At 71.7% G+C, this 21,402-nt stretch carries 22 protein-coding genes and 1 tRNA gene; 13 read left to right on the forward strand and 10 right to left on the reverse strand.

The window, feature by feature from the left end; all coding sequences use genetic code 11:
• Nucleotides 1-2,451 (forward strand): ABC transporter permease (locus tag ACX9I7_RS26060; RefSeq protein ID WP_459388702.1); only part of this gene is annotated, 2,451 nt, incomplete at its 5' end.
• Between the two features lie 58 nt (nt 2,452-2,509).
• On the opposite strand, the gene ACX9I7_RS26065 is transcribed toward ACX9I7_RS26060, so the two are convergent.
• From ACX9I7_RS26065 to ACX9I7_RS26080, 4 genes are all read right to left on the reverse strand, one after another.
• A tRNA-Ser gene (locus ACX9I7_RS26065) sits at nt 2,510-2,596 on the reverse strand.
• Between the two features lie 105 nt (nt 2,597-2,701).
• Nucleotides 2,702-3,199 (reverse strand): tRNA adenosine(34) deaminase TadA, encoded by a 498-nt coding sequence (gene tadA, locus ACX9I7_RS26070; protein WP_459388703.1) that lies wholly within the window; start codon nt 3,197-3,199, stop codon nt 2,702-2,704.
• A 34-nt stretch (nt 3,200-3,233) separates the two neighbouring features.
• Nucleotides 3,234-3,764 (reverse strand): tRNA adenosine deaminase-associated protein, encoded by a 531-nt coding sequence (locus tag ACX9I7_RS26075; RefSeq protein WP_358632049.1) that lies wholly within the window; start codon nt 3,762-3,764, stop codon nt 3,234-3,236.
• Nucleotides 3,765-3,997: 233 nt separating this feature from the next.
• Nucleotides 3,998-4,264 carry a hypothetical protein gene (locus ACX9I7_RS26080; protein ID WP_387573378.1) on the reverse strand — a complete coding sequence of 89 codons (267 nt, stop codon included), beginning with the start codon at nt 4,262-4,264 and terminating at the stop codon, nt 3,998-4,000.
• Nucleotides 4,265-4,411: 147 nt separating this feature from the next.
• Between ACX9I7_RS26080 and upp the strand changes: the two genes are divergently transcribed.
• Nucleotides 4,412-5,047, forward strand: coding sequence for a uracil phosphoribosyltransferase (upp, locus tag ACX9I7_RS26085; protein WP_229355688.1), 636 nt, complete (start codon nt 4,412-4,414; stop codon nt 5,045-5,047).
• Between the two features lie 112 nt (nt 5,048-5,159).
• Here the strand turns inward: upp and ACX9I7_RS26090 are convergent, their stop codons facing one another.
• The 6 genes from ACX9I7_RS26090 to ACX9I7_RS26115 form a co-directional block, all read right to left on the reverse strand.
• Complete coding sequence (locus tag ACX9I7_RS26090) at nt 5,160-5,882, reverse strand: LytR C-terminal domain-containing protein (RefSeq protein ID WP_459388704.1); 723 nt, start codon at nt 5,880-5,882, stop codon at nt 5,160-5,162.
• Nucleotides 5,883-6,005: 123 nt separating this feature from the next.
• Entirely contained in the window at nt 6,006-6,302 is a 297-nt protein-coding gene (locus ACX9I7_RS26095) for a type II toxin-antitoxin system VapB family antitoxin (RefSeq protein ID WP_004929488.1), read from the reverse strand.
• Nucleotides 6,303-6,502: 200 nt separating this feature from the next.
• Nucleotides 6,503-6,706, reverse strand: a complete 204-nt coding sequence (locus tag ACX9I7_RS26100) for a DUF5988 family protein (RefSeq protein ID WP_189456054.1) — start codon at nt 6,704-6,706, stop codon at nt 6,503-6,505.
• Nucleotides 6,707-6,772: 66 nt separating this feature from the next.
• Nucleotides 6,773-7,393 carry an HhH-GPD-type base excision DNA repair protein gene (locus ACX9I7_RS26105; protein WP_387573383.1) on the reverse strand — a complete coding sequence of 207 codons (621 nt, stop codon included), beginning with the start codon at nt 7,391-7,393 and terminating at the stop codon, nt 6,773-6,775.
• A gap of 60 nt (nt 7,394-7,453) precedes the next feature.
• Nucleotides 7,454-8,542, reverse strand: a complete 1,089-nt coding sequence (locus tag ACX9I7_RS26110) for a PP2C family protein-serine/threonine phosphatase (protein WP_387573385.1) — start codon at nt 8,540-8,542, stop codon at nt 7,454-7,456.
• 257 nt (nt 8,543-8,799) lie between these two features.
• Nucleotides 8,800-8,955 carry a gallidermin/nisin family lantibiotic gene (locus ACX9I7_RS26115; protein ID WP_126915190.1) on the reverse strand — a complete coding sequence of 52 codons (156 nt, stop codon included), beginning with the start codon at nt 8,953-8,955 and terminating at the stop codon, nt 8,800-8,802.
• 474 nt (nt 8,956-9,429) lie between these two features.
• On the opposite strand from ACX9I7_RS26115, the gene ACX9I7_RS26120 reads away from it, so the two are divergent.
• The 11 genes from ACX9I7_RS26120 (at nt 9,430) to ACX9I7_RS26170 (ending at nt 21,382) form a co-directional block, all read left to right on the forward strand.
• Complete coding sequence (locus ACX9I7_RS26120; RefSeq protein ID WP_387573387.1) at nt 9,430-10,005, forward strand: hypothetical protein; 576 nt, start codon at nt 9,430-9,432, stop codon at nt 10,003-10,005.
• Nucleotides 10,005-11,003, forward strand: coding sequence for an LLM class flavin-dependent oxidoreductase (locus ACX9I7_RS26125; RefSeq protein ID WP_459388729.1), 999 nt, complete (start codon nt 10,005-10,007; stop codon nt 11,001-11,003). The genes ACX9I7_RS26120 and ACX9I7_RS26125 overlap by 1 nt, the downstream gene beginning before the upstream one ends.
• 46 nt (nt 11,004-11,049) lie before the next feature.
• On the forward strand, nt 11,050-14,202 hold the full coding sequence (locus ACX9I7_RS26130) for a lantibiotic dehydratase (RefSeq protein WP_459388705.1): 3,153 nt from the start codon (nt 11,050-11,052) through the stop codon (nt 14,200-14,202).
• Nucleotides 14,199-15,566 carry a lanthionine synthetase C family protein gene (locus ACX9I7_RS26135; protein WP_387573391.1) on the forward strand — a complete coding sequence of 456 codons (1,368 nt, stop codon included), beginning with the start codon at nt 14,199-14,201 and terminating at the stop codon, nt 15,564-15,566. Before ACX9I7_RS26130 ends, ACX9I7_RS26135 begins: the two co-directional genes overlap by 4 nt.
• Nucleotides 15,563-16,276, forward strand: a complete 714-nt coding sequence (gene ccmA / locus ACX9I7_RS26140) for a heme ABC exporter ATP-binding protein CcmA (RefSeq protein WP_387573393.1) — start codon at nt 15,563-15,565, stop codon at nt 16,274-16,276. The genes ACX9I7_RS26135 and ccmA overlap by 4 nt, the downstream gene beginning before the upstream one ends.
• Complete coding sequence (locus ACX9I7_RS26145; protein WP_387573395.1) at nt 16,273-17,103, forward strand: ABC transporter permease; 831 nt, start codon at nt 16,273-16,275, stop codon at nt 17,101-17,103. Before ccmA ends, ACX9I7_RS26145 begins: the two co-directional genes overlap by 4 nt.
• Nucleotides 17,104-17,140: 37 nt before the next feature.
• Nucleotides 17,141-17,599 carry a BlaI/MecI/CopY family transcriptional regulator gene (locus ACX9I7_RS26150; protein ID WP_459388706.1) on the forward strand — a complete coding sequence of 153 codons (459 nt, stop codon included), beginning with the start codon at nt 17,141-17,143 and terminating at the stop codon, nt 17,597-17,599.
• Nucleotides 17,600-17,601: 2 nt separating this feature from the next.
• Nucleotides 17,602-18,558: a M48 family metalloprotease gene (locus tag ACX9I7_RS26155; RefSeq protein ID WP_459388707.1), complete on the forward strand. Its 957-nt coding sequence runs from the start codon at nt 17,602-17,604 to the stop codon at nt 18,556-18,558.
• Nucleotides 18,559-18,633: 75 nt separating this feature from the next.
• Nucleotides 18,634-19,398 carry an ABC transporter ATP-binding protein gene (locus ACX9I7_RS26160; RefSeq protein WP_387573401.1) on the forward strand — a complete coding sequence of 255 codons (765 nt, stop codon included), beginning with the start codon at nt 18,634-18,636 and terminating at the stop codon, nt 19,396-19,398.
• Nucleotides 19,395-20,906 carry a hypothetical protein gene (locus ACX9I7_RS26165; RefSeq protein ID WP_459388708.1) on the forward strand — a complete coding sequence of 504 codons (1,512 nt, stop codon included), beginning with the start codon at nt 19,395-19,397 and terminating at the stop codon, nt 20,904-20,906. The genes ACX9I7_RS26160 and ACX9I7_RS26165 overlap by 4 nt, the downstream gene beginning before the upstream one ends.
• A complete protein-coding gene (locus ACX9I7_RS26170) occupies nt 20,903-21,382 on the forward strand; it encodes a hypothetical protein (RefSeq protein WP_387573405.1) in 480 nt (159 codons plus the stop codon). The genes ACX9I7_RS26165 and ACX9I7_RS26170 overlap by 4 nt, the downstream gene beginning before the upstream one ends.
• Nucleotides 21,383-21,402 lie beyond the last annotated feature (20 nt).

Here is a 21,402-nt window from a genome sequence, read left to right on the forward strand (position 1 = left end):
GTCCTCGGCGTGGCCTTCGTCTCCGGCACCCTGGTCTTCACCTCCACCGTCTCCGACGCCTTCCGGAAGAGTTCCGAGAAGGGCTTCACGAACGTCGACGTCGCCGTCCGGCCCCACAAGGGCAGCGGATCCCAGGCCGCCCCGGGCGAGGCCCCCCGGCTTCCGCAGAGCCTGCTCGACCGGGCCGCCAAGGTCCCCGGCGCCGCCTCCGCCACCGGCTCCGTCAGCGGCTTCGCGGCCGTGCCGCACAAGGACGGCACCTTCTCCACCCGGGGCGCCTCCTCCACCGGCGCCAACTACTACCCCGGCGCCGACGGCAAGGACGCCCGCTACCCGCTGAAGTCCGGCCGCGCGCCCCGGGCCGCCGACGAGGTCGCGCTCGACGCGAAGACCGCCGAGCGCGGCGGCTACAAGGTCGGCGACACCGTCCGGATGTCCGTCGACGGCCCCGTGCTCCGGCAGAAGCTCACCGGCGTCTTCACCACCGACGACGGCAACGTCTCCGCGGGCGGGACCCTCGCCCTGTTCGACACCGCCACCGCGCAGAAGCTCTACGGCAAGCCCGGCGGCTTCGACGAGATCGAGCTGAAGGCCGCCGCGGGCACCTCCCAGGCCGCCCTGAAGGCCGCCGTCGAGAAGGTCCTCCCCAAGGACGCCGAGGCCACCACCGGCAAGCAGCTGGCGAAGGAGCAGGCCGACGCCACCGCCAAGGCCATGGACGGCATGCGCACCGGCATGCTCGTCTTCGCGGGCATCGCCCTGTTCGTCGGCACGTTCATCATCGCCAACACCTTCACCATGCTGATCGCCCAGCGCACCAAGGAGCTGGCCCTGCTGCGCGCCGTCGGGGCCACCCGGCGCCAGGTCACCCGCTCGGTCCTCATCGAGGCCCTCCTCGTCGGCTCCGTCGCGAGCGTGATCGGCCTGCTGGCGGGCATCGGCATCGGCGCCGCGATGCGGCCGCTGATGGAGAGCTTCGGCAGCGTCGTCCCCGACGGCCCGCTCGTCGTCTCCGGCAGCACGGTGATCACCGCGCTGGTCGTCGGCACCGTCGTGACCACGCTGGCCGCCTGGCTGCCCGGCCGCCGCGCCGCGAAGATCCCCCCGGTCGCCGCGATGAACAGCGTCCACGCCACGGCCACCGCCAAGTCCCTCGTCGTGCGCAATGTGATCGGCGGCCTCCTGGCGGCCGGCGGCGCCGCCGTGGCCGCGGGCGCCTCCAGCGAGTCCGCGCTGGGCCTGGGCGCCTTCCTGCTGGTCGTCGGCGTGTTCGTGCTCACCCCGCTGCTCTCCCGGCCGCTGATCGCCGCCGTGGGCCCCGTGCTGCGCGCCTTCGGGATGCCCGGCCGGCTGGCCCAGCAGAACGCGGTCCGCAACCCGCGCCGCACCGCCGCCACCGCCTCCGCGCTGATGGTCGGCCTCACCCTGATCACCGCCATCACCGTGATCGCCGGCAGCGTGCAGAAGGCCATCGACAAGATGGCCGCGGACGCCATCAAGGCCGACTACGTGGTCGTCATGGCCAATATGAACGCCCTCTCGCCCGACGTCGCCGGCAAGCTCGCCGCCCACCCCAAGGTGACGTCCAGCAGCCCGCTGCGCGAGGCCCCGGTCCGCGTCGACGGCGAGGACGACTCCCTGACCGGCGTCGACGGCCGGACCATCGGCGGGCTCGTCAAGGTCGGCTTCAGCGCCGGTTCCTTCGCCGGCCTCACGGGCGACAAGGCCGTGGTCGACGAGAAGACCGCCAAGAGCCACGGCTGGAAGAACGGTTCCTCGTTCGCCGTCGCCTACCCGGACGGCACGAACGGCAGGCTCACCGTCGCCGGCGTCTACAAGGGCAATCAGATGTTCCAGGGGATCATGGTCGACAACGCCACGGTCACCCCGCACATGCCCCAGGTCGACGACCGCCAGGTCATGGTGAAGGTCAAGGGCGGCGCGAGCTCCGCGAACAAGGAGTCGCTGCGCGAGGCCCTCGGCGACAACCCCGCCATCCAGGTGCAGAGCAAGGACGACATCTCCCGCGAGATAGCCAAGGTCGTCAGCCTGATGCTGAACATCCTCTACGGCCTGCTCGCCATGGCCGTGCTCGTCGCGGTGCTCGGCGTCGTCAACACCCTGGCCATGTCGGTCGCCGAGCGCCGCCGGGAGATCGGCATGCTGCGGGCGATCGGTCTGGACCGCGGTGAGATCAAGCGGATGGTGCGGCTGGAGTCGCTGGTCATCTCGCTCTTCGGCGGAGTGCTGGGCGTCGGCCTGGGCGTCTTCTTCGGCTGGGCGGCCGGTGAGCAGATCGGCGCGAGCATGGCCACCTACGAACTGGTCCTGCCCTGGGGCAGCCTGGCCGTCTTCCTGCTGCTGTCCGGTCTGGTCGGTGTGCTCGCCGCGCTGTGGCCCGCCCGCCGGGCGGCCCGGATGAACATGCTCGTCGCCATCAAGGCCGACTGAGCCGGGCACAAAAGGAACCGCCCCGGTCCGGAGATCCGGATCGGGGCGGTTCATCAAGCGGTAGCGGTGGGATTTGAACCCACGGTGGAGTTGCCCCCACACACGCTTTCGAGGCGTGCTCCTTAGGCCGCTCGGACACGCTACCGAGAGAGAGCTTAGCGGACGGTGGGCCGTGCTCTGAAATCCGTTCCGGGCCGTGGCGGTGTGGTCCTGGTCACCGGCCGCGTCAACGGCCGCGTCGCCGGTCGGATCACCGGTCGCGGAAGAAGCGGGTGAGCAGCTCGGCGCACTCGTCGCCGAGGACCCCGGAGATCACCTCGGGGCGGTGGTTGAGGCGGCGGTCGCGGACGACGTCCCAGAGGGAACCGGCCGCGCCGGCCTTCTCGTCGACGGCGCCGTAGACGACGCGGTCCACCCGGGAGAGGACGATCGCGCCCGCGCACATCGTGCAGGGCTCCAGGGTGACGACGAGCGTGCAGCCCGACAGCCGCCACTCGCCGACGGCCCGCGCGGCCTCGCGGATCGCGAGGACCTCCGCGTGCCCGGTGGGGTCGCCGGTGGCCTCGCGCTCGTTGCGGCCGCGGCCGATGACGGAGCCGTCCCGGTCCAGCACGACGGCGCCCACCGGCACGTCGCCCGTGGCGGGGGCCGCCGCGGCCTCCGCCAGGGCGGCCCGCATGGCGGCGAGCCAGGGCTCGCGCACCGGGTCGTGGACGGGGACGGCTGAGTCGTGGACGGCTTCGTTCATGGCACCAGTGTGAGCGCACCCGCCCGGGCGGATGTCAGCGGACGGCCTCCAGGATCTCGGTGCAGCCGAGGACGTCGGCGATCGAGGTGAGGGCGTCCCCGTCCAGCGCCAGGAGCACCTTCTCGTCCACCCCGAGGTCCTCCAGCAGCCTGGTGTCGCCCAGCGGACCGTTGGGCGCGACGGAGGCGGCCGCCCCGTCGTCGCTCTCGTCCTCCTCCTCGATGTCGGGTTCGCCGTCCTCGGTGCCGTCGAGGTCGAGGGCGTCCAGCTCGACGTCCTCGTCGTCCTCACGGCCGACGAGCTCTTCGACGAGCATCGCCCCGTACGAGCTGCGGTTGGCGACGGCGGCGTTCGAGAGGTAGACCCGGGGGTCGTCCTCGCCGTCCACCCGGACGACGCCGAACCAGGCGTCCTCCTGCTCGATGAGCACCAGGACCGTGTCCTCGTTGATCGCGCTCTCCCGGGCGAGGTCGGCGATGTCGGACAGGGTCTCCACGTTGTCGAGTTCTGTGTCGCTCGCTTCCCACCCGTCTTCGGTGCGCGCGAGCATTGCGGCGAAGTACACCGTGACTCTCCCACTGGTCATAGGCGGTGCCGGGTCGGACGGGGACCACCCCGCCCACTCGGAATCGTGGCAGAAACCTGGGCGTTGCGAGAGGTCTTCCGCGCTGCGTCGTGCAGCAGTCCGAGAGATGTCGCTCACGTGGGGCCCGTGAGGGCGCCGTACGGACGTGACGGGGGCGGGTCCGCCGGTCACCGGCGGCACCGGAGTCGCCGGCGTCATCGGCCTCATCGGCGTCACCAGCGGAAGGTGCGCATGCGCATCTGCTGACGCATCCGGGCCGCCCGGGCCCGGCGCGGCTGGACGCGGTCGCGCAGCTCCTTGGCCTCGTTCAGCTCACGGAGGAACTGGGCCCGGCGTCGTCTGCGGTCGTCGGCGCTCTCCGGCCCGTCGTCGGGGCCCGGCGGATCTATGGAAGAGCCCGGTTTCGGGGGGTCCGCTTCCGTCGTCTTCCGGGGCGTCCGGGCAGCCGACCCGGATCCCCGCCTGTCACGGCCAGCCATGGGCAGCACCACCTCGTGCCGAGGTCCTCGCCCGGCGACAGACCGGGCGTACGTGCCCACTTTCCCCCTTAGTGGTGGTTTGATGCCAGGGCTGCGACAGACCGTCGAAGGCATCTCGTGCCCTAAAGCTCGGTTAATGTCGATGTCATGCGGATCCACGTCGTCGACCACCCCCTGGTGGCTCACAAGCTCACCACCCTGCGCGACAAGCGCACCGATTCCCCCACCTTCCGGCGCCTCTGCGACGAGCTGGTCACCCTGCTCGCGTACGAGGCCACGCGCGACGTGCGCACCGAGCAGGTCAGCATCGAGTCCCCCGTGACGGCCACCACCGGCGTCCGGCTCTCCCACCCGCGCCCGCTGGTGGTGCCGATCCTCCGGGCCGGCCTGGGCATGCTCGACGGCATGGTCCGGCTGCTGCCGACGGCCGAGGTCGGCTTCCTCGGCATGATCCGCAATGAGGAGACCCTCAAGGCGGAGACGTACGCGACGCGCATGCCGGAGGACCTCTCGGGCCGCCAGGTCTACGTCCTGGACCCGATGCTGGCCACCGGCGGCACGCTCGTCGCCGCGATCAACGAGCTGATCGCCCGTGGCGCGGACGACGTCACGGCGATCTGCCTGCTGGCCGCGCCGGAGGGCGTCGAGGTCATGGAGCGCGAGCTCGAGGGCGCCCCGGTGACGGTCGTCACCGCCTCCGTGGACGAGCGCCTCAACGAGCACGGCTACATCGTCCCGGGCCTCGGCGACGCGGGCGACCGCATGTACGGCACGGCAGGCTGACACGAGCGGCGGTGGTTTGTGGGCAGTCGTTCCGCAGGGCGGAACGGGTGGGCACAAACCACCACCGGCCCGCACGGGCCCCTGAACCGGACCCCGCGCGGCGCAGCGTGCATCAGCACTTGCCGGGTGGGCTCCCCTTGGGCGCCGCCGAGGACGGCGCCTGGGAAGGCGCCGGAGACGGCGCCTGGGAGGGCGAAGGCGGCACCTCACCCCGCTCCAGCGCCCCGAGCGCCTTCTCGGACTCCTCCGGCGGCGTCAGCCCCTGATAGGCCGCACCCAGTACGAGGTCGACGTCCTGCCCCTCGCGCTGGTCGCTCCGCGCCTCCGCCCCGGCGAGCTGGGTGCCCAGCACCCGCAGCGCGGCCTCCAGGGATTCCTGGGAGCCGATCAGCACTCCGGTGCCGTTCACCTTTTTGTCGTAGTCGGCCTGGGCGTTGCCCACCTTGCCGATCCTGAAGCCGCGCCGTTCCAGCTCGTCCGCCGTGATCTTGGCGAGCCCGCCGCGCGGCGTGGCGTTGTAGACGTTGACGGTGATGTCGCCGGGCCGTGGCAGGTCCCGGGGCAGCCTCCGCCCGGCCGCGCCGGCCGCTTCGGAGCCGCTCTTGCAGTCGCCGTTCCGCTTCGCGGCCGGGGCCGCCGCCCGCGCCGTGGCGGGCGTGCCCGAGAAGACGTCGACGAGCTGGACCGTTCCCCACCCGGCCAGCCCCAGCACGACGGCCGTGGCAGCGCCGGCGAGCACGATCCTGCGGCGATGGCGGGCGCGGCGCATATGCGGGAAACGATGGCCCGTGATGCGGTACTTACCACCCATGCCAGGAGGGGTGAGCATGCTCATGAACGCAGCGTAGTGCCGGGCGGACCCGCTGCCTACTAGATGATCAATGGGTTGCGCGGACCCCTACCCAAAAGGGTCAATATCCGGCCATGTGACTGAGGCCCCGGGCCGGCCGGTGGCGGGTCAGTCGAGCTCGAGCACGCGTGCGTGCAGCACCTGGCGCTGCTGCAGCGCGGCCCGTACGGCCCGGTGCAGCCCGTCCTCCAGGTAGAGATCGCCACGCCACTTCACGACGTGCGCGAAGAGGTCGCCGTAGAACGTCGAGTCCTCCGCGAGCAGCGTCTCGAGGTCGAGCTGCTGCTTGGTGGTCACCAACTGGTCCAGGCGTACCGGGCGAGGGGCGACATCCGCCCACTGGCGGGTGCTTTCCCGGCCGTGGTCGGGGTACGGCCGCCCGTTTCCGATGCGCTTGAAGATCACACGGAAAGCCTACCGGGCGAGCGGCTCCCGGCGCAGCCATGGCGCGGCAGTGCGATGGCGACAATCAGCCGCATACCGGGAGTGATGCATGGAACTCCTGAACGAGAATTCTTTCGCCAGGGGTCCGCATTCCGGACAGCGGACCCCGGAGTCCGCTCACCCCGCCGTTCCGTACCACCGGGACCACGGAGATCACCGGCTCACTCGGCGATCTCGGTCCGCTCCCACCACTCGAAGACGCGCAGCCGGCCCTCGGCGGTGTCCTGGTGTCGCCCGGTGGCCTTGAAGTGCTCGTAACCACCCTTGAACTGGACCTTCAGCTCGTTCCCGGGAGGGGTGATCGGGACGACCCGCTCCGGCAGATCGTCCGGGCCGCCTTCGAGGAATGCTTTGGCGCTGCTCATGGGGACAGTCTTCCGGGGCTCCCCGCCCGGCGCGGCGCGACGCGCCGCAGGCCCGAGGGGGCGGCCTCACGCCTTCTTGACCGCTGCCTGCTTGGCGGCTCGTTTCATTTCCTGCTTGTAGGCCCGGACCTTCGCCAGGGTCTCCGGCCCGGTGATGTCGGCCACCGAGCGGTACGAGCCCGCCTCCCCGTAGCTCCCGGCCGCCTCCCGCCAGCCCTCCGGCGTCACCCCCAGCCGCTTGCCCAGCAGCGCCAGGAAGATCTGCGCCTTCTGCTTCCCGAACCCCGGCAGCGCCTGGAGCCGCTCCAGCAGCTCCCGCCCTGACCCCGCCCCGGACCACACGGCGCTCGCGTCCCCGTCGTAGTGCTCGACCAGATACCGGCACAGCTGCTGCACCCGTCCGGCCATCGATCCCGGGTACCGGTGGACGGCCGGTTTCTCGGCGCACAGCGCCGCGAACGCCTCGGGGTCGTACGCCGCGATCTCGTGCGCGTCCAGATCGTCGTGCCCGAGCCGCCGGGCGATGGTGTACGGGCCGGTGAAGGCCCACTCCATGGGGATCTGCTGATCCAGCAGCATCCCGACGAGGGCGGCGAGCGGGCTGCGCGAGAGCAGCGCGTCGGCGTCCTCCTGCTGCGCGAGCCGCAGGGGCCGGCCGGGACCGCGGTCCATGGAGCGATGGTCCATGGGGCGATGGTCCCTCCTTACGGCGCGGCGCGCACGCCGTAAGGACGGGGGCGGGGCGCGTCAGCCGACCCGTACCGCGAGGGCGGCGATGTCGTCGTTGAGCCCTCCGTCGCTGTAGCCGAGGAGGTCGTGGTGGAGGCTGTCGAGGAGCTCGCGGGGGTGGGCGGTGTTCTGCCGCCGCATCCAGTCCTCCAGGGGGAAGAAGGCGCCGTCGAGGTCGCGGGCCTCGGTGACGCCGTCGGTGTAGAGGAGCAGTTGGTCGCCGGGGGTGAGGGCGAAGGCGTCGACGGTGTACTGGTCGCCGATGAGCTCCGCGAGGTTGAGCAGCGGTGAGGGTTCGCTCGGGTGGAGGGTGCGAAGTGCTCCGCCGGTGAGGAGGAGCGGCGGGGGATGGCCGCAATTGAGGACCCTGACGCTGTCCCTACCGCGTGGGATCTCGACGAGCAGGGCGGTGGTGAACCGTTCCACCAGGTCCTCGGGGGGAAACGCGGCGCTGTAGCGGTTGCTGCTGGCCTCCAGGCGGCGCGCGACGCCGCCCAGGTCCGGCTCGTCGTGGGCGGCCTCCCGGAAGGAGTTGACCACCGCCGCGGCCGCCCCCACCGCCGGCAGGCCCTTGCCCCGTACGTCGCCGATGAGCAGCCGGACCCCGTACGGAGTATCGGCCGCCTCGTAGAAGTCGCCGCCGATGCGGGCCTCCGCCGCGGCCGCGACGTACAGCGAGTCGATCTCGATGCCCCCGAAGCAGCGTGGCATGGCCCCCAGGACCACCGTCTGCGCCGCGTCGGCGACGAGCCGCACTTGAAAGAGGGTCCGTTCCCGCTGGAGCCGGACGTGGCTGCCGTACGCGGCGGCCACGGTGACCGCGACGATCCCGCCCGCCGTCCACCACGTCCCCAGCCCGGGGAACACGATGCTGAGGCCGATCATGAGGAACAGACAGACCGTGCCCAGCAGGACGGTGGGGAGCACGGGCCACATCGCGGCGGCGAGCGCGGGCGCGGCGGGCAGGAGACGGCTGAACGCCATGCGCCTGGGGGTGTTGTACGCCAGGGCGGCGATGACCACGGTGAGGATCACCGGGGAGAGCTGGACAGGGGACCATCCACCGTGAGGGGAACGACGGAACAGCGGCCGACCTGGCTGGGTCATAGTCCATAGAATATCCCCACAATACGGACATAGGGCTGGGTGAGGCCGGGCTCGCCCGTTCGGCCCTCCGCCAGTCGGGCGACGGCCGGCCCTTGCCGCCGCCGTCGCCGCGCGAGGTCGTCGCGCCCACGCAAGAGCCGGGCGCTCCCGTGTGCGGGGGAGCGCCCGGACTGGTCTCGCCTGAAGCGGACTCGCGGCCACGTCGGTGTTCAACCGCGCCGGCGTCGGCGCGCAGTCGAACACCCGTGCAGACGCGCTTACTTGCTGATGTGGCAGCCCTGGGTGCAGACGCTGGTGGTGCAGCCCGCGGCCGAGGGGCAGCCGGGGGTGCACAGCGAGATGCTGGTGATCATCGGGCTGTTGGCGGCCTGCTCGTCGTTCAGAACCTTGGCGTCGAGGTCGAAGTCAGACATGTTCTCGTCCTTCCATGAGGTACCCGTGCCGGGTCGGCGGGAACGGCCGGTCCGTTCACCGGGATCCAAGCTGCCAGTGGGAATTCACGCCTCGATCACACGGCTTTCACGGGGGCCGGCTTGGCCGAAAACGGCCCCTTAATGCACCGCAAATGGGGTGCCGACGTCCGGTTCGCGATAAAGATGCTGGCTACACACGGTTGAGGGCTCATGTCTCGGTGTGACGTGGGCGATACCCCGTTGACCCGAGAAGCGCCATGTGAATAGCGTGTAACGTGAATGTGACCGCCCCATTTGATCAGGTCTGGTCGATTTTGGCGCACCGGCCGCTCTTCGGGGTGTTCTGTCGCAACATAAACGGGGTTTGGGGGACGAGTGCCAAATTTGGCATCCGATTGCAAAACGCCATGGAAAGAATCTGAGAACTCCGCATCCGAGGCATTGCCGCACTTCGATCTGGATGCGCAATTAACGGTGGACATCCCGGCCCGGCTGCGGGTCAGCGTCCTGGGCCGCTACGAAGTGGACGGCCGGCCGGTCACCAGCGGAAAAACGATGGAATTCATCACGGCCCTGGCCGTGGCCGGCGGCTCGATGAGCCGCGACGGACTGCACCACCGCATCTACGAGCGGGACGTCTCCGCCTCGACGCTGCCCACCCTGGCGTACCGGGCCCGGAAGCTCGGGGTCGACGTGCGCTACGAGGCGCCGGTGCGCCGGTACGTCCTGGCCGGGCCCGTCACGGTCGACGCGCTGCTGGTGCTGGGCCTGCTCAAGGCGGGCCGGGTGCGTGGAGCGCTGACGCTCTATCACGGGCCGTGCCTGCCGGAGTGCGACAGCCCGTTCGCGGTCTCCTTGCGGCAGACGCTGGAGGACCGGCTGGTCCGGTGCGTCCTCGACTCCGGTGACCAGGAGTTGATCAAGGCCGCGAGCCGGCTGGTCGACCGGTGGGAGCTGGCGGAGCCGACCGCCGCCGGCGACGACCCGTTCTCCGCCGTGCTGTCCGGTTCCTACCTCCGGAGCATCGGCCTGGCCTCGGTGGGCCCGTGATGAAGCTGTCACTGCTGATCCCCACCGTGCCCGCCACCGTCGAACAGGCGGTGCCGTTCGCCCGCTACGTGGCCCACGACTCGCAGCTCTCCCGCCTGTGGCAGGGCCAGAGCTACGGGCTGGAGCCCGCCGCGACCTTCGCCTATCTGGCCGGCGCCGGATACCCGGTCCCGGCCGGGACCTGCGTCCTGGTCACCCCGCTGCGTCATCCGGCCCAGGCCGCGCTGGAGGCGCGGACCGTGGCGGCGGTCACCGGGCAGCCGGCCGTCATGGGGTACGGGCCGGGCAGCCGCGCGGCGCAGACGGCGCGGCTCGGCGCCCCCTACGACAGGCCCGTCCAGGCGGCCGCCGAGTTCGTCCGCGCCACCCGGAGCTGCCTCGCGCAGCGCTGGGACCCTCCGGCCGCCCGGGATTCCGGGAAGGGCGGGGGGATTGGGTACTTCCACCCGGGTGAGGCGCTGCCGCCGGTGGCCCATCCGCGGGTGCGGCTCGGCCTGGGCGTGCTGCGGCCCGCGATGGCCCGGGCGGCGGGCGAGGTCGCCGACGTGGCGATCACCTGGCTGGCGCCGGCCGGCTACATCCGGGACACCGTCCTGCCGGAAGTGGCCAGGGGAGCGGAGGCCGCGGGCCGGCCCCGCCCCTCCGTCGTCGCGGCCGTGCCGGTGGCCGTGGCGCGGCGCGGCCGCAACCCCGTCGAGCTGGCCCATCTGTCCGCGGGCGGGCACCTGGTCCTGCCGCACTACGCCGACATGCTGGCGCGGGCCGGGGTGGACGTACCGGCGAACGATCCGGCCGCCGCCGCGCGGGCCCTGATCTCCGGCGGCGGATTCCTCTACGGAAGCCCGTCCGGCATCGCCGCCGGGCTGGCCCGCTACGCGGCGGCCGGGGTGGACGAAGTGATCCTCGATCTGACGGGCGTGCATTCCTGGTACGGCACGGACGAAACACTGCTGGACCTCAACGACATTCTGGCCGCGACGGTATCTGCGCATGGGTGACGGGGTACTCATAATGGCAAGTTCCGCATATCGGGTGGCGGATCGCGTGCTGATCCGCACTCCCATTCGTTCCACCGGTTTCTATCCGGACCGGCCCGCCGACGAAAGCCCGCTGACGGGAATTCGCGCGCTCTGGGCGGACGAGGTGTTCCGGGAATCCGTCCGGGTGGCCAGCTCGGTGCTGGCCGAGCAGGTGGACGCGCTGCTTTCCGCCGCGGACGGTCCCGTGGATCAAGACCGGAAAGCGGTGTCGCCGGGCCGCGAGAGCAAAGGCCGGAAAGAGGCTGACAAAAACGTCCGGTCGATACACCGGGCCCTGCTGAAGTACGCGATCCGCATCGCCACGCGCACCACGCCGTTCGGTGTCTTCGGCGGCAGCGCGCTCGCCGGGTTCGGGGACGAGCCGCTGGTCCTGGGCCCGCCCGGCGAGCACCGCAAGCACGCGCGCGTCGGGTTCCCCTGGCTCAAGCAGCTCACCGGCCGCGCGGTCGCCGAACTCGGCGGCCGGCTGCGGGTGGTGGCCAACCCGACGGCGCACCTGGCCGGGGACCGGATCGCGGTCATGGTGAACCCCCAGGCGGCGGACGGGAAGGTCCACGAGACGTCCAGCGTCCGGTACACGCCCCCGGTGCGGCACGTCATGGGGCTGGCGGACCGGCCCGTCACGCTGACGGAGATCCGGGAGGGCCTCGGCGAGGCGTTCCCGGACGCGCCCGGCGAGGTCCTGGTCCGCTTCGTCGGCGAATTGGTCGAACGCGGCATTCTGATCCACGAGTTGACCCCCTCTGCGTTCGACAGCGACCCGGCGGACCGGTGGGCCCGCGCCGGACTGGACGCCGACGGTGAGACGGCCGGGCGGCTGCGCGTGGCGCGGGAGGCCGTCGCCGGCTACCGGGCCACCCGTGTCGGCGAGGGCGCCGACGAACTGGACGCCGTGTACGCCGCGTTGCGCACCGACGCCCACGCCACGCAGGAGCAGCTCCAGGTCGATCTGACCCTGGCGCTGTCCGGACAGGTACCCGCCGGGGTGGCGCCCAAGGTGGAGGCCGCCGTGGGCGCGATGATCCGCATGTCGCTCCTGTCGGCGCGTTTCCCGGAGCTCCAGCGGCACACCGAACGGTTCGCCGAGGCGTTCGGCCAGTCCCTCGTGCCGCTGCACCGCGTGTTCGACCCCGTGCGGGGCATCGGCGCCCCGGCCGGGTACCCGGGCTCGCCGCACCGGGTGAGCGAGAGCTCGTACGGGGAGGACGAGGTGTTCCTCTTCGGCCGCAGGCTGCGGGCCGAGCTGATCGACCGGGCCCGCCGCACGGGGGAGACCACGGTGCGAATCACCGAGGACGACCTCGCCGCGTTCCCGCCCGCTCCCGGGACGCCGCCCACGACGTACGACGTGTTCTTCCAGCTCGACGAAGGCGGGGAGGACGGCGAGGGTGACGTGCGCATCACCCTTTCCCCCATCGGCGTGGCGATTCCGGCGGGCAAGGCGAGCGGCAGGTTCGCGTACGGCGATCCCGCCGTCGGCGCCCACGTCCGCGAGCTGGCCGCCGCCGAGAAGGCGGCCCATCCCGATGTGATCCTGTGCGAGCTGGACTACGTCAGCAACCGGGCGCGGGTGAACAACGTGGTCGTCGCGCCCAGCGTGTACGACTACCGGCTCACGGTCACGACGGGTGCGTTCGACGCGGCCGCGGACACGGACACGGCCACGGACGCGGACACCGACGCGTCGGAGCCCCGTCGGGGTCCCGAACAGATCGCGTTCGCCGATCTGCTGGTCGGGGCCGACGGGGGCCGGTTCCATCTGGTCCACGCCCCCACCGGGAGGCCGGTGGCCGTCCGCACGGCCAACCTCGTCAACCCGGAGATCGCCACCGGAGTCGTCCGGTTCCTCCAGGAGCTCGCCCTCGACGGTTCCGTCCGGCCGGCCTGGACCTGGGGCGAGATGGAACCCCTGGTGGACTTCCTGCCCGGGGTGGAGTTCGGCGGGGTGACCCTCTCGCTGCCGACGTGGCGCGTCCCGCCGCTGTCCGGGACGCCCGACGAGCAGGACGAGCGGCTGCGGCGCTGGGTCGCGGAGGCGGGGCTGCCGCGGTACGTGTACATCGGCATGCTGGACAACCGCCTCCTGCTGAACCTCTCCGACCGGATCCACCGCGACCTGCTGCGGCGGGAGGTCGCCGACGGGCACGAGAGCGTCACGGAGGCGCCCGTCCCCGGCCGGATGGGCATCGTCCGTGACCGCGACGGTCACCGGTACGCCAGCGAAGGGGTCTTCTCGGCCGTCGCGCGGCGCCCCGTGCCCGTACCGCCGCCCCCGCCCGCGCCGCGCTTCGACGTCACCGCCGACGCCGTGCGCACCCTGCCGCCGGGTACCGAGTGGTGGTACCTGCGGGTTTACGGGGACCGGGAGCGGCAACAGGAGATCCTGACCCGGCTGGCGGCGGCCCTCGCGGACGTACCGGACCAGTGGTTCCACATCCGCTACGCCGATCCGGACGACCACCTGCGGATCCGGGTGCGCTCCGCGACCGTTCCGCTCGACCGGGTGCGCGAGGTGATCGACGCCTGCGTCCGCGACGGCCTGGCGCATCGTTTCTCCGTCGACACCTACGTCCGGGAGCTGGAGCGGTACGGCGGCGTCGACGCGATGCCGGTCGCCGAACGGATCTTCTGCGCCGAGTCCCGTTTCCTCGCCGCCCGCCCGGAGCTGTGCATGGCGCCGGAGGCGATGCCGGCGGCGTACCGGCTGGAGGAGGACGAGAAGCTCGACGGCACGCTCGGCCGCATCGTGCGGGACGCGGCCCACCTGATGGACCACTACCTCGCGGCCCTGGAGCTCACCGCCGAGGAGACCGCCGACCTGCTGGACATCGTCGCCGCCGGCTACCGGTCCGAGTTCGCCTCGGCCGACCCGGGACTCCGCAAGGCGGTACGACCCCTGGTACGACAGCGACCGTCCGAGGCGGCGGTCGCGGCGGGCCCGCTGCTGCGCGACGCGCTCGCGCCCGACCTGCGGGTGCTCAACCGGCTGCTCGCCAAGGACGACAGGCCGTGGCGGCTGCGCGCGATGACCCTCCAGAGCCTCCTGCACATGTTCGCCAACCGGATGGGCCTTCCCCGGAACCGCGAATACCAGGCGCTGTTCCTGACCGGCGCCATCAGACGATCCCAGGCCCACAGGGAAGGAGCCCGGCCGTGAACGACCAAGCAACGGTGACCCTCTCACCGCTCCCCACAGCGCCCGCCTCACCGCCCGCGTCGCAGGCACTCAGGAGCGCGGCCGCCGACACCGGCTGGGAGATCCTCCACCGGATGCGCGACCACACCGGCGACTGGGCCGAGCTGACCGTCCCCGACCCGTTCACGGCGGAGCCCCTCAAGGCGTGGCACCCGCTCGGCACGGACCCCGGCGACCTCGGCATGGCCCTGGCGTACTCCGCCGCCGACGAGCTGCGCCCGGACGACGGCTGGGACAGGCTGGCCTTCGACCACGCCAAGCGCCTGATCGAGGCCTACACCCACGCGGTGGACCTCGGGGTGGGGCTGTTCAACGGCACGGCGGGCGTGGCGTACGCGCTGCGCGCCCTCTCGCGCGGCGGTGAGCGCTACCGGCGCGCCCTCCACGACGTGGAGGCCACCCTGATCACCCGCGTCGACGAGCAGCTGGCCGCGCTGCCGCCCTCCGGAGGGCTGGCCAGCAGCGCCTACGACGTGATCTCGGGGCTGGCCGGGGCCGCGATGTACCTGCTGGCCGCCGGGGACGCCGACGAGCGGCGGCGGGACGCGGCGGACCGCATCGTGGAGCAGTTCTGCCGCCTCGTCGTCGTGCCGCCGCCGCTGGGGCTGTGGACGCCTCCGGCCAGGATCACGGAGATCGAGCGCGACCGGTCCCCGCATCTGCACGACGGCTACCTCAACCTGGGCTTCGCCCACGGCGTGCCGGGCGTCGCCTCCGTCCTGGGTCTGGCGGCGGCGCGCGGCTCGGCCGTACCCGGGCTGCCCGGGGCGGTGGGCGCCTTGGGCGAGCTGATCACGGACTGTCTGGTGGAGACCGACTACGGCCCCGACCTGCCCTACTTCAAGCTGCCGCCGGAGCGGCAGGGCGAACAGCGGGGATTGGCGCGGGCGGCGTGGTGCTACGGGAACCTCGGCGGGGCGGTCGCGCTGGCCAACTGCGCGAGCGTGGACCCGCGCTTCCTCGACACCGCGATCCGGCTGCTGGAGTCCGTCGAACGGCGGCCGGTGGAGTTACGGCACATCGACAACCCGTCCCTGTGCCACGGCATCGCCGGGCAGATCACCGTCCAGCGCTACATCGCCGCGGTGGCTGCCCAGCACGGCCGGCGGTGGGCGGGCCCGGGCCGGGAGACGCTGGAACGGCTGCTGGCCATGGCCGACCCGACCGCCGCCTTCGGGATGCGCAACGACAACGTCCAGGGCGCGCCGACGGACTCGCCCGGCTTCCTGACCGGCTCCGGCGGTACGGCGGTGGCCCTGGTCTCTCTGGGCGCCGACCGGATCACCAGCGCCGAGTACATGCTGTGCGGAGGTGTCCCGTGTTGACCGTCGCCAGTATGTCGATGTCCTACCGCAAAACCACCACTCCGGTGTTCAGCGAGGTGGACTTCACCGTTCCCGCAGGACGGCTCGTACCCGTGCTCGGGTCGAACGGGGCGGGCAAGACCACGCTCCTGAAGATCCTGTGCGGGCTGATCACGCCCAGCGCGGGCTCGGTGACCGTTCAGGGCGAGGACGTCGTACGCCGGCCCGTGGCCGCGCGGGCGCATCTGGGCGTCTCCCTCTACCCGGAGCGCAGCTTCTACTTCCGGCTGACCTGTACGCAGAACCTGCGGTACTACGCGTCGCTGCGCGACCTCTACGGGGCGCGGGCCAAGCGGGAGATCGCCGAGCTGCTGGAGCGGGTGGGGCTCGCGGAGTTCGCCGACACGCAGTTCATGCGGCTGTCGCTGGGGCAGCGCAAACGCCTCGGCCTGGCGCGGGCGTTGCTGGGGAGCCCGTCGCTGCTCCTGCTCGACGAGCCGACGGCGAACCTCGACACCGAGAACGTCGCCAGGTTCCACGAGATCATCGCCGAACACGCCGACGGCGGTGGTTCGGTGCTGTTCTCCACGCACACGGACGGGGATCTGGAAAGGACCACCGACGAATTCCTGCGGATCGTGGACAGCCGCGTTCTGTCGCTGCCGAAACCGGAGCCGGATTCCGCGTCCGACCCGACGGTCGAACCGAAGACCCTTCAGGAGGCGCAGTGAGCACGGCGCGCGCGGTGAACACCGTCCGGCAGTTCGGGGTCCACGTACTCCAGATCTATTGGGAGCGCCGCTCCTACCGGACCGCCATCGCTCTGGGCACGGTCACGTCCCTGATCTCGTTCGTGCAGTTCCTCCTCATGGGCAAGTTCCTGCAGGACGGCAACACGTTCGCGGGAATTCAGGGTTACGGCGGCAACATCATCAGTTTCCTGATGTCGGGGTCGGTGTTCACCGGCTTCGTCGCCGTCAGCCTCGGCGCGTTCAGCAACCACCTCCAGATGGAGCAGCGGACGGGCACGCTGGAATCGGTGGTGATGATGCCGGTGCCGCTGACGCGGGTGATGCTGTACTCCGGCGTCGTCGGGCTGCTGGGCACCTCGCTCGGGTCCGTGGTCATGTTCGGTGTGTTCGGCGCGATCTTCGACATCCCGATCTCGGTGAACCTCTTCGCCACGATCGCCGTTCTCGCGCTGCTGGTCGTCACGTTGGGGAGTTTCGGGCTGGCGGGGTGCGGGGTCCTGCTCATCACCAAGCGGGGCGATCCGGTGCGCTGGGGCATCACGACGCTGACGACGCTGCTGTCGGGCGTCATGTACCCGATCTCGATCCTGCCCGGGTGGCTCCAGTCCGTGGCGTGGGCGCTGCCCACCACACAGGCGCTGGACGGGATCCGCAAGTCGCTGCTGGTGGACGCGGATCTGGCGCAGGTGGCGCCGTCGTTGCTGCACATGGCGATCTGGTCGGCGGTGATGCTGCCCATCGGGCTGATCACCTTCCGGACGGGCATGTCCCGTGCCAGGAAGGCGGGTTCGATCGGCGAATACTGATCGCCTACGCGTGCCGTGAACTGCTATGGTGCGTAGCATGTCGTCGTGGAGAGGTAGTCGGGGCCAGGGCCTGGCGGCGCACTTCGGGCCGCTTGAGCTGGCGATCCTGGATGTCATGTGGTCGTCGGCCGAGCTGGACGTGAGCACCTGTGCCCGGCGCCTCGACGGCGGCCAGGCGTACACCACCGTCAAGACGGTGATGGAGCGCCTGGTGATCAAGGAGCTGCTGGCCCGCCGCAAGGAGGGGCGCCAGTACGTGTACTGGGCGCGGTCCTCCCGGCGCGAGGTCGAGCAGCGCGTGGCGGCCGAGCAGGTGCGCCAAGTGGTCGACGGCTTCGGTGACCTCGCCGTGGCGAACTTCGTCCGGACGGTGAGCGGCGATGCCGACCAGCTCGCGCAGGTACGCGCGCTGCTGGCCGGCATCGCCGATCCGTCGGGCGAGGCCGGTAAGGCCGGTAAGGATGATTCCGAGGGCGCTGCGGGGGTATCCGCGTGAGCATGAGCTGGTTGGGCTATCCACAGGTGCTGCTCGCCTGGTGGTGCCCCCTGGTCGCCGTCGGCCTGTGGCACGCGCTGCGCCGGCTGTCGGCACGGTTACCGGCCCGGGAACGGTTCGTCCTCGCGGTGGGCCTCGCGGTGACGCCCCTGCTGGCGACGGCCGTTCCCTATATGCCGCACAGCCCGCTGCGCGACGCGCTGCCGTGGCGGGCGCCGATGGCCTGGGGCATCAGCAACGGCGTCACGGACATCGACGGACAGCATGTGCTGCAGGCCCTGGGGGCGCAGCTGATGCTCGCGGCGTCGGTCGTGCCGCTGGTCTCGATCGCCGTGTCGTTCGTCGCCGGGGCGGTCCAGGTGGCCCGCACGGGCCGTACGGTCGCGCTGCTCGCGCCGCGCCAGTGCGGCGACGTCTGGATTGTGCAGGGCGAGGGTCAGGCCGAGCGGAGTCTGGCGAGCACGGTCGGCCTGGTCCGGCCCCGCATCATCCTCGGCTCCGCGGTGGCGGAGTCCTCGGACGCCTCCGCGATCATCGAGCACGAGCGCGCCCACGCGCGGGCGCACCACCCCTTGTGGATCTTCCTGGCCACCTGTGCGCTGCGGTCCTGGTGGTGGATCCCCGGCCGGAAGGCGGTCCTCGCCGAAGTGCGGCTCACCGCCGAGCTGTGGGCCGACCAGAACGCCCGTGAGGCCGACGGCGCCGCGGCCGTGGCGAAGGCGCTGTGCGCGCAGATAGACGCCAAGGCCCGGTCGGCCCGTCCGGGCCTGTCGGCCACGGGGGCCGGCGGCGTGGGCGCCGTCGGTACCGTCAGTGCCGGATTCCTCGACCCCGGCATAGAACTGGCCCACCGCGCAAGGGCGCTGGCGGCGCCGCCCCGGGTGATGCCGGCGTGGCAGGCGTGGTCGGTGCGGATCGCGACGGGGGCGCTGGTCGGCGCCGTGAGCATCCTGCTGTGACGTAAAGACATCCCGTGTGCGGCGGGGCATCCGCACACCCACAAGTGCTACATGCTGTAGCAGAACGGAGAGATCATGTACTCGGCGGCGAATCCGGAGATGCCCATCGGGGGCGGGGGCACACCGGTGATCGAGACCCGGGGCCTGTCCAAGGCCTTCCGGCGCTCGACGGCGGTCGACTCCGTGGACCTCACCGTGCGGCCGGGCCGCATCTACGGCCTGCTCGGCCCCAACGGCGCCGGCAAGTCCACCACCCTGAAGATGATCCTGGGCCTGTTACCACCCAGCGCCGGAGAGGTACGGCTGTTCGGGCAACCCTGGAACCGGCCGGCGCTCTCCCGCATCGGCGCGAGCATCAACGGCCCCAGCTTCTACGGCCACTTGTCCGCCCGGCAGAACCTCATGGTCCACGGTCACCTCCTCGGCGTCCCGGAGGCCGAGGTCGACAGGGTGCTGGCCTCCGTCGAGCTGAACGCCTCGGACCGCAAGAAGGCCAAGAGCTTCTCCACCGGCATGAAGGGCCGCCTCGCCCTGGCCATCGCCATGCTGGGCAACCCCGACGTCCTCATCCTGGACGAACCGCAGAACGGCCTCGACCCGGAAGGCATCGCCGCGCTGCGCACGACGCTGCGCCGCTTCACCGACACCGGCCGCACCATCGTCCTCTCCAGCCATCTGCTGGGCGAAGTCGCCTCCGTGGCCGATGACATCGGCCTGATCGCCCAGGGCCGCCTCCGCTACCAGGGCCCGCTCGCCGACCTGGCGCCCGACGGCGATCTGGAGCGCGCCTACTTCACCCTGACGGGCGCGGGGCACGGGGCCGGGGCGATGACGTCATGACGACCGCCCTGCCCCCGGCCCCCGTACCGGGCCTGCTCGCGACGCTCCGCGCGGAGTCCGCCATCTGGCGGCGCAGCGCGGTGACGTACCTCCCCCTGGGCGGCCTGGCGTTCGGCCTGGTGAACACGGCCCTGTACGTCTCCACGGGGTCCGCCCAGGCCGGCTCCGGAAAGACCTGGCACGACCTCCTCGGCTACCAGAACCTGTGGGCGATGTTCGTCGGCCCGATGCTCACCGCGCTGCTGGTGGCCACCGCCACCCGTATCGACGACGTCTCCCGGGGCGGAGCCACCTGGTACCGGCCCGTGAATCCGCTCCACCGGCACGTCAGCCGGTTCGGCGTGCTGGCCCTCCGGTCGCTCCTGCTCAACCTGCTGGGCGGCGCCACGCCGCTGCTGATCGTCGGGCTGATGAACTCCGCGCAGCGAGTCCCCCTGGACCGCGCGGCCGAGGCCGTCGTGGTGCCCTGGCTGTCGCAACTGGGCATGCTGGCGCTGCTCCTGTGGGTGGCCCGGCAGACGCCGTGGGCGGTCGTCCTCGGCGTGGGCTTCGCCTGGACGATGCTGGCCGTCGTGAACGCCGAGTCCTCGTCCTGGGCGGCCCTGCCGTTCACCTGGCTGGACCGCGGCGCGCTGCCGCTGATCGGCACGCACGCCAACGGCGTGGCGCTGGAGGCCCATTCGGCGCTCGCCGAGGCGTCCCCGTGGCCGCCCACGGTGCTGGGCGCGCTGCTGGCCGTCCCCTTCCTGCTGCTGCCGCGGCTAAGCCCGCGGGGGACGCGGAGCATCGCGAAGCACCGCACGGCACAGGCGCGGACGGCGCCCGTGAACACAGCGTCGGCACTGACCGAGGCGGCACGCCCCGGCACCCCCAGGGTCCTGCCGGCGGTGGCGGGCATGCTGCGCGGCACGGCGCTGACGTGGATGTGCCCGGCGGCGGTCGGCCTGATCGCCCTGTGGCTGTCCTGGCACGACCCGAACGTGAGCATCCAGTTGTTCACGCTGCTGATCCTGCCCATAGGGACGCTGGTGCTGGGTCTGGTGGCGTGGAGCGCCGTGGGCCAGGGGTGGCGGGCGGTCGCCGCCCGCTCCACGGGCGCGGCCCGGCCGGCCCTGGCGCTCACGGGCCTCACGGTGGGGATCGCGGTCGCGATGTCCGTGGTCATCGCCCTCGTCTATCTGGCGGCGGGCATCCCGGGCGGCCACGCCTGGCCCCTCGCGCTCACCGGCGCGGCGGTCGGCGGCATGCTCACCGCGTTCAGCCTGTGGCTGGCCATCCGCACGTCGCAGGCGGTGGCGGTGGTGGTCGGGATCATCGGGATCCTCATCGGCGTGCTGGTCGGCGGCACCACCATGCAGCAGACGCTGTGGCCGGTCATCCCCTACTCCTGGGCGAACTACCTCGACCTGCACCGCATGTCGGTCACCGTCCCCGTCAGCATCGCGGCCATCGCCCTCTTCACCTTCGGCATCACTCACGCGGCACGAAAGGCGGCGGGAAACTCATGATCACTCGTACTCGCGGGACGAGGGCCCGCGCGCTGGCCCTGGCGGCCGGGGTGCTGGCCGGCGCCGTCCTCGTCACGGGCTGCTCCGAGGAGCGTGACGCCGTCCTGAAGTGGCCGGGCGCCGAGAGCAACCCGCAGGCGGTCACCGCCGACCAGTTCGGCGCCGCGTGGCCGCTCAAGCCCGACAAGGGAAAGGTGGCCTGCAACACGACGCCGTACAGCGGCTTCGCCATCACCTTCCAGGCGCCCGACGGCAAGGTCTACGCCCTCAACAACGTCGCCCACGACGAGAAGGGCTACCCGAGCGTCGACGAGATCAAGGGCAACTCGGGAAAGATGTGGCGGCTCCGCTCCTTCGGCATGCAGATCTGCTCCCTCGAACACGCCCGCAACATGCGCTCGACCCCACCGGCGACCCCATCGCAGAACCGCCCGTCGACCCCGCCCGCCGACACGAACCCCACGACCAACCCCTGATCCACCATCCCGGGCGGCGC

This window comes from Streptomyces sp. L500 (assembly GCF_054551825.1).

Bases quoted from the DNA above. Each gene is read 5' to 3' on its own strand.
- ACX9I7_RS26105 (WP_387573383.1), bottom strand. From the start codon at position 7,393: ATGGACCATCGCTCCATGGACCGCGGTCCCGGCCGGCCCCTGCGGCTC.
- ACX9I7_RS26160 (WP_387573401.1), top strand. From the start codon at position 18,634: ATGTACTCGGCGGCGAATCCGGAGATGCCCATCGGGGGCGGGGGCACA.
- ACX9I7_RS26125 (WP_459388729.1), top strand. From the start codon at position 10,005: ATGAAGCTGTCACTGCTGATCCCCACCGTGCCCGCCACCGTCGAACAG.
- ACX9I7_RS26165 (WP_459388708.1), top strand. From the start codon at position 19,395: ATGACGACCGCCCTGCCCCCGGCCCCCGTACCGGGCCTGCTCGCGACG.
- ACX9I7_RS26155 (WP_459388707.1), top strand. From the start codon at position 17,602: ATGAGCTGGTTGGGCTATCCACAGGTGCTGCTCGCCTGGTGGTGCCCC.
- ACX9I7_RS26100 (WP_189456054.1), bottom strand. From the start codon at position 6,706: ATGAGCAGCGCCAAAGCATTCCTCGAAGGCGGCCCGGACGATCTGCCG.
- ACX9I7_RS26150 (WP_459388706.1), top strand. From the start codon at position 17,141: ATGTCGTCGTGGAGAGGTAGTCGGGGCCAGGGCCTGGCGGCGCACTTC.
- ACX9I7_RS26080 (WP_387573378.1), bottom strand. From the start codon at position 4,264: ATGGCTGGCCGTGACAGGCGGGGATCCGGGTCGGCTGCCCGGACGCCC.
- ACX9I7_RS26170 (WP_387573405.1), top strand. From the start codon at position 20,903: ATGATCACTCGTACTCGCGGGACGAGGGCCCGCGCGCTGGCCCTGGCG.
- tadA (WP_459388703.1), bottom strand. From the start codon at position 3,199: ATGAACGAAGCCGTCCACGACTCAGCCGTCCCCGTCCACGACCCGGTG.
- ACX9I7_RS26110 (WP_387573385.1), bottom strand. From the start codon at position 8,542: ATGACCCAGCCAGGTCGGCCGCTGTTCCGTCGTTCCCCTCACGGTGGA.
- upp (WP_229355688.1), top strand. From the start codon at position 4,412: ATGCGGATCCACGTCGTCGACCACCCCCTGGTGGCTCACAAGCTCACC.
- ACX9I7_RS26115 (WP_126915190.1), bottom strand. From the start codon at position 8,955: ATGTCTGACTTCGACCTCGACGCCAAGGTTCTGAACGACGAGCAGGCC.
- ACX9I7_RS26090 (WP_459388704.1), bottom strand. From the start codon at position 5,882: ATGAGCATGCTCACCCCTCCTGGCATGGGTGGTAAGTACCGCATCACG.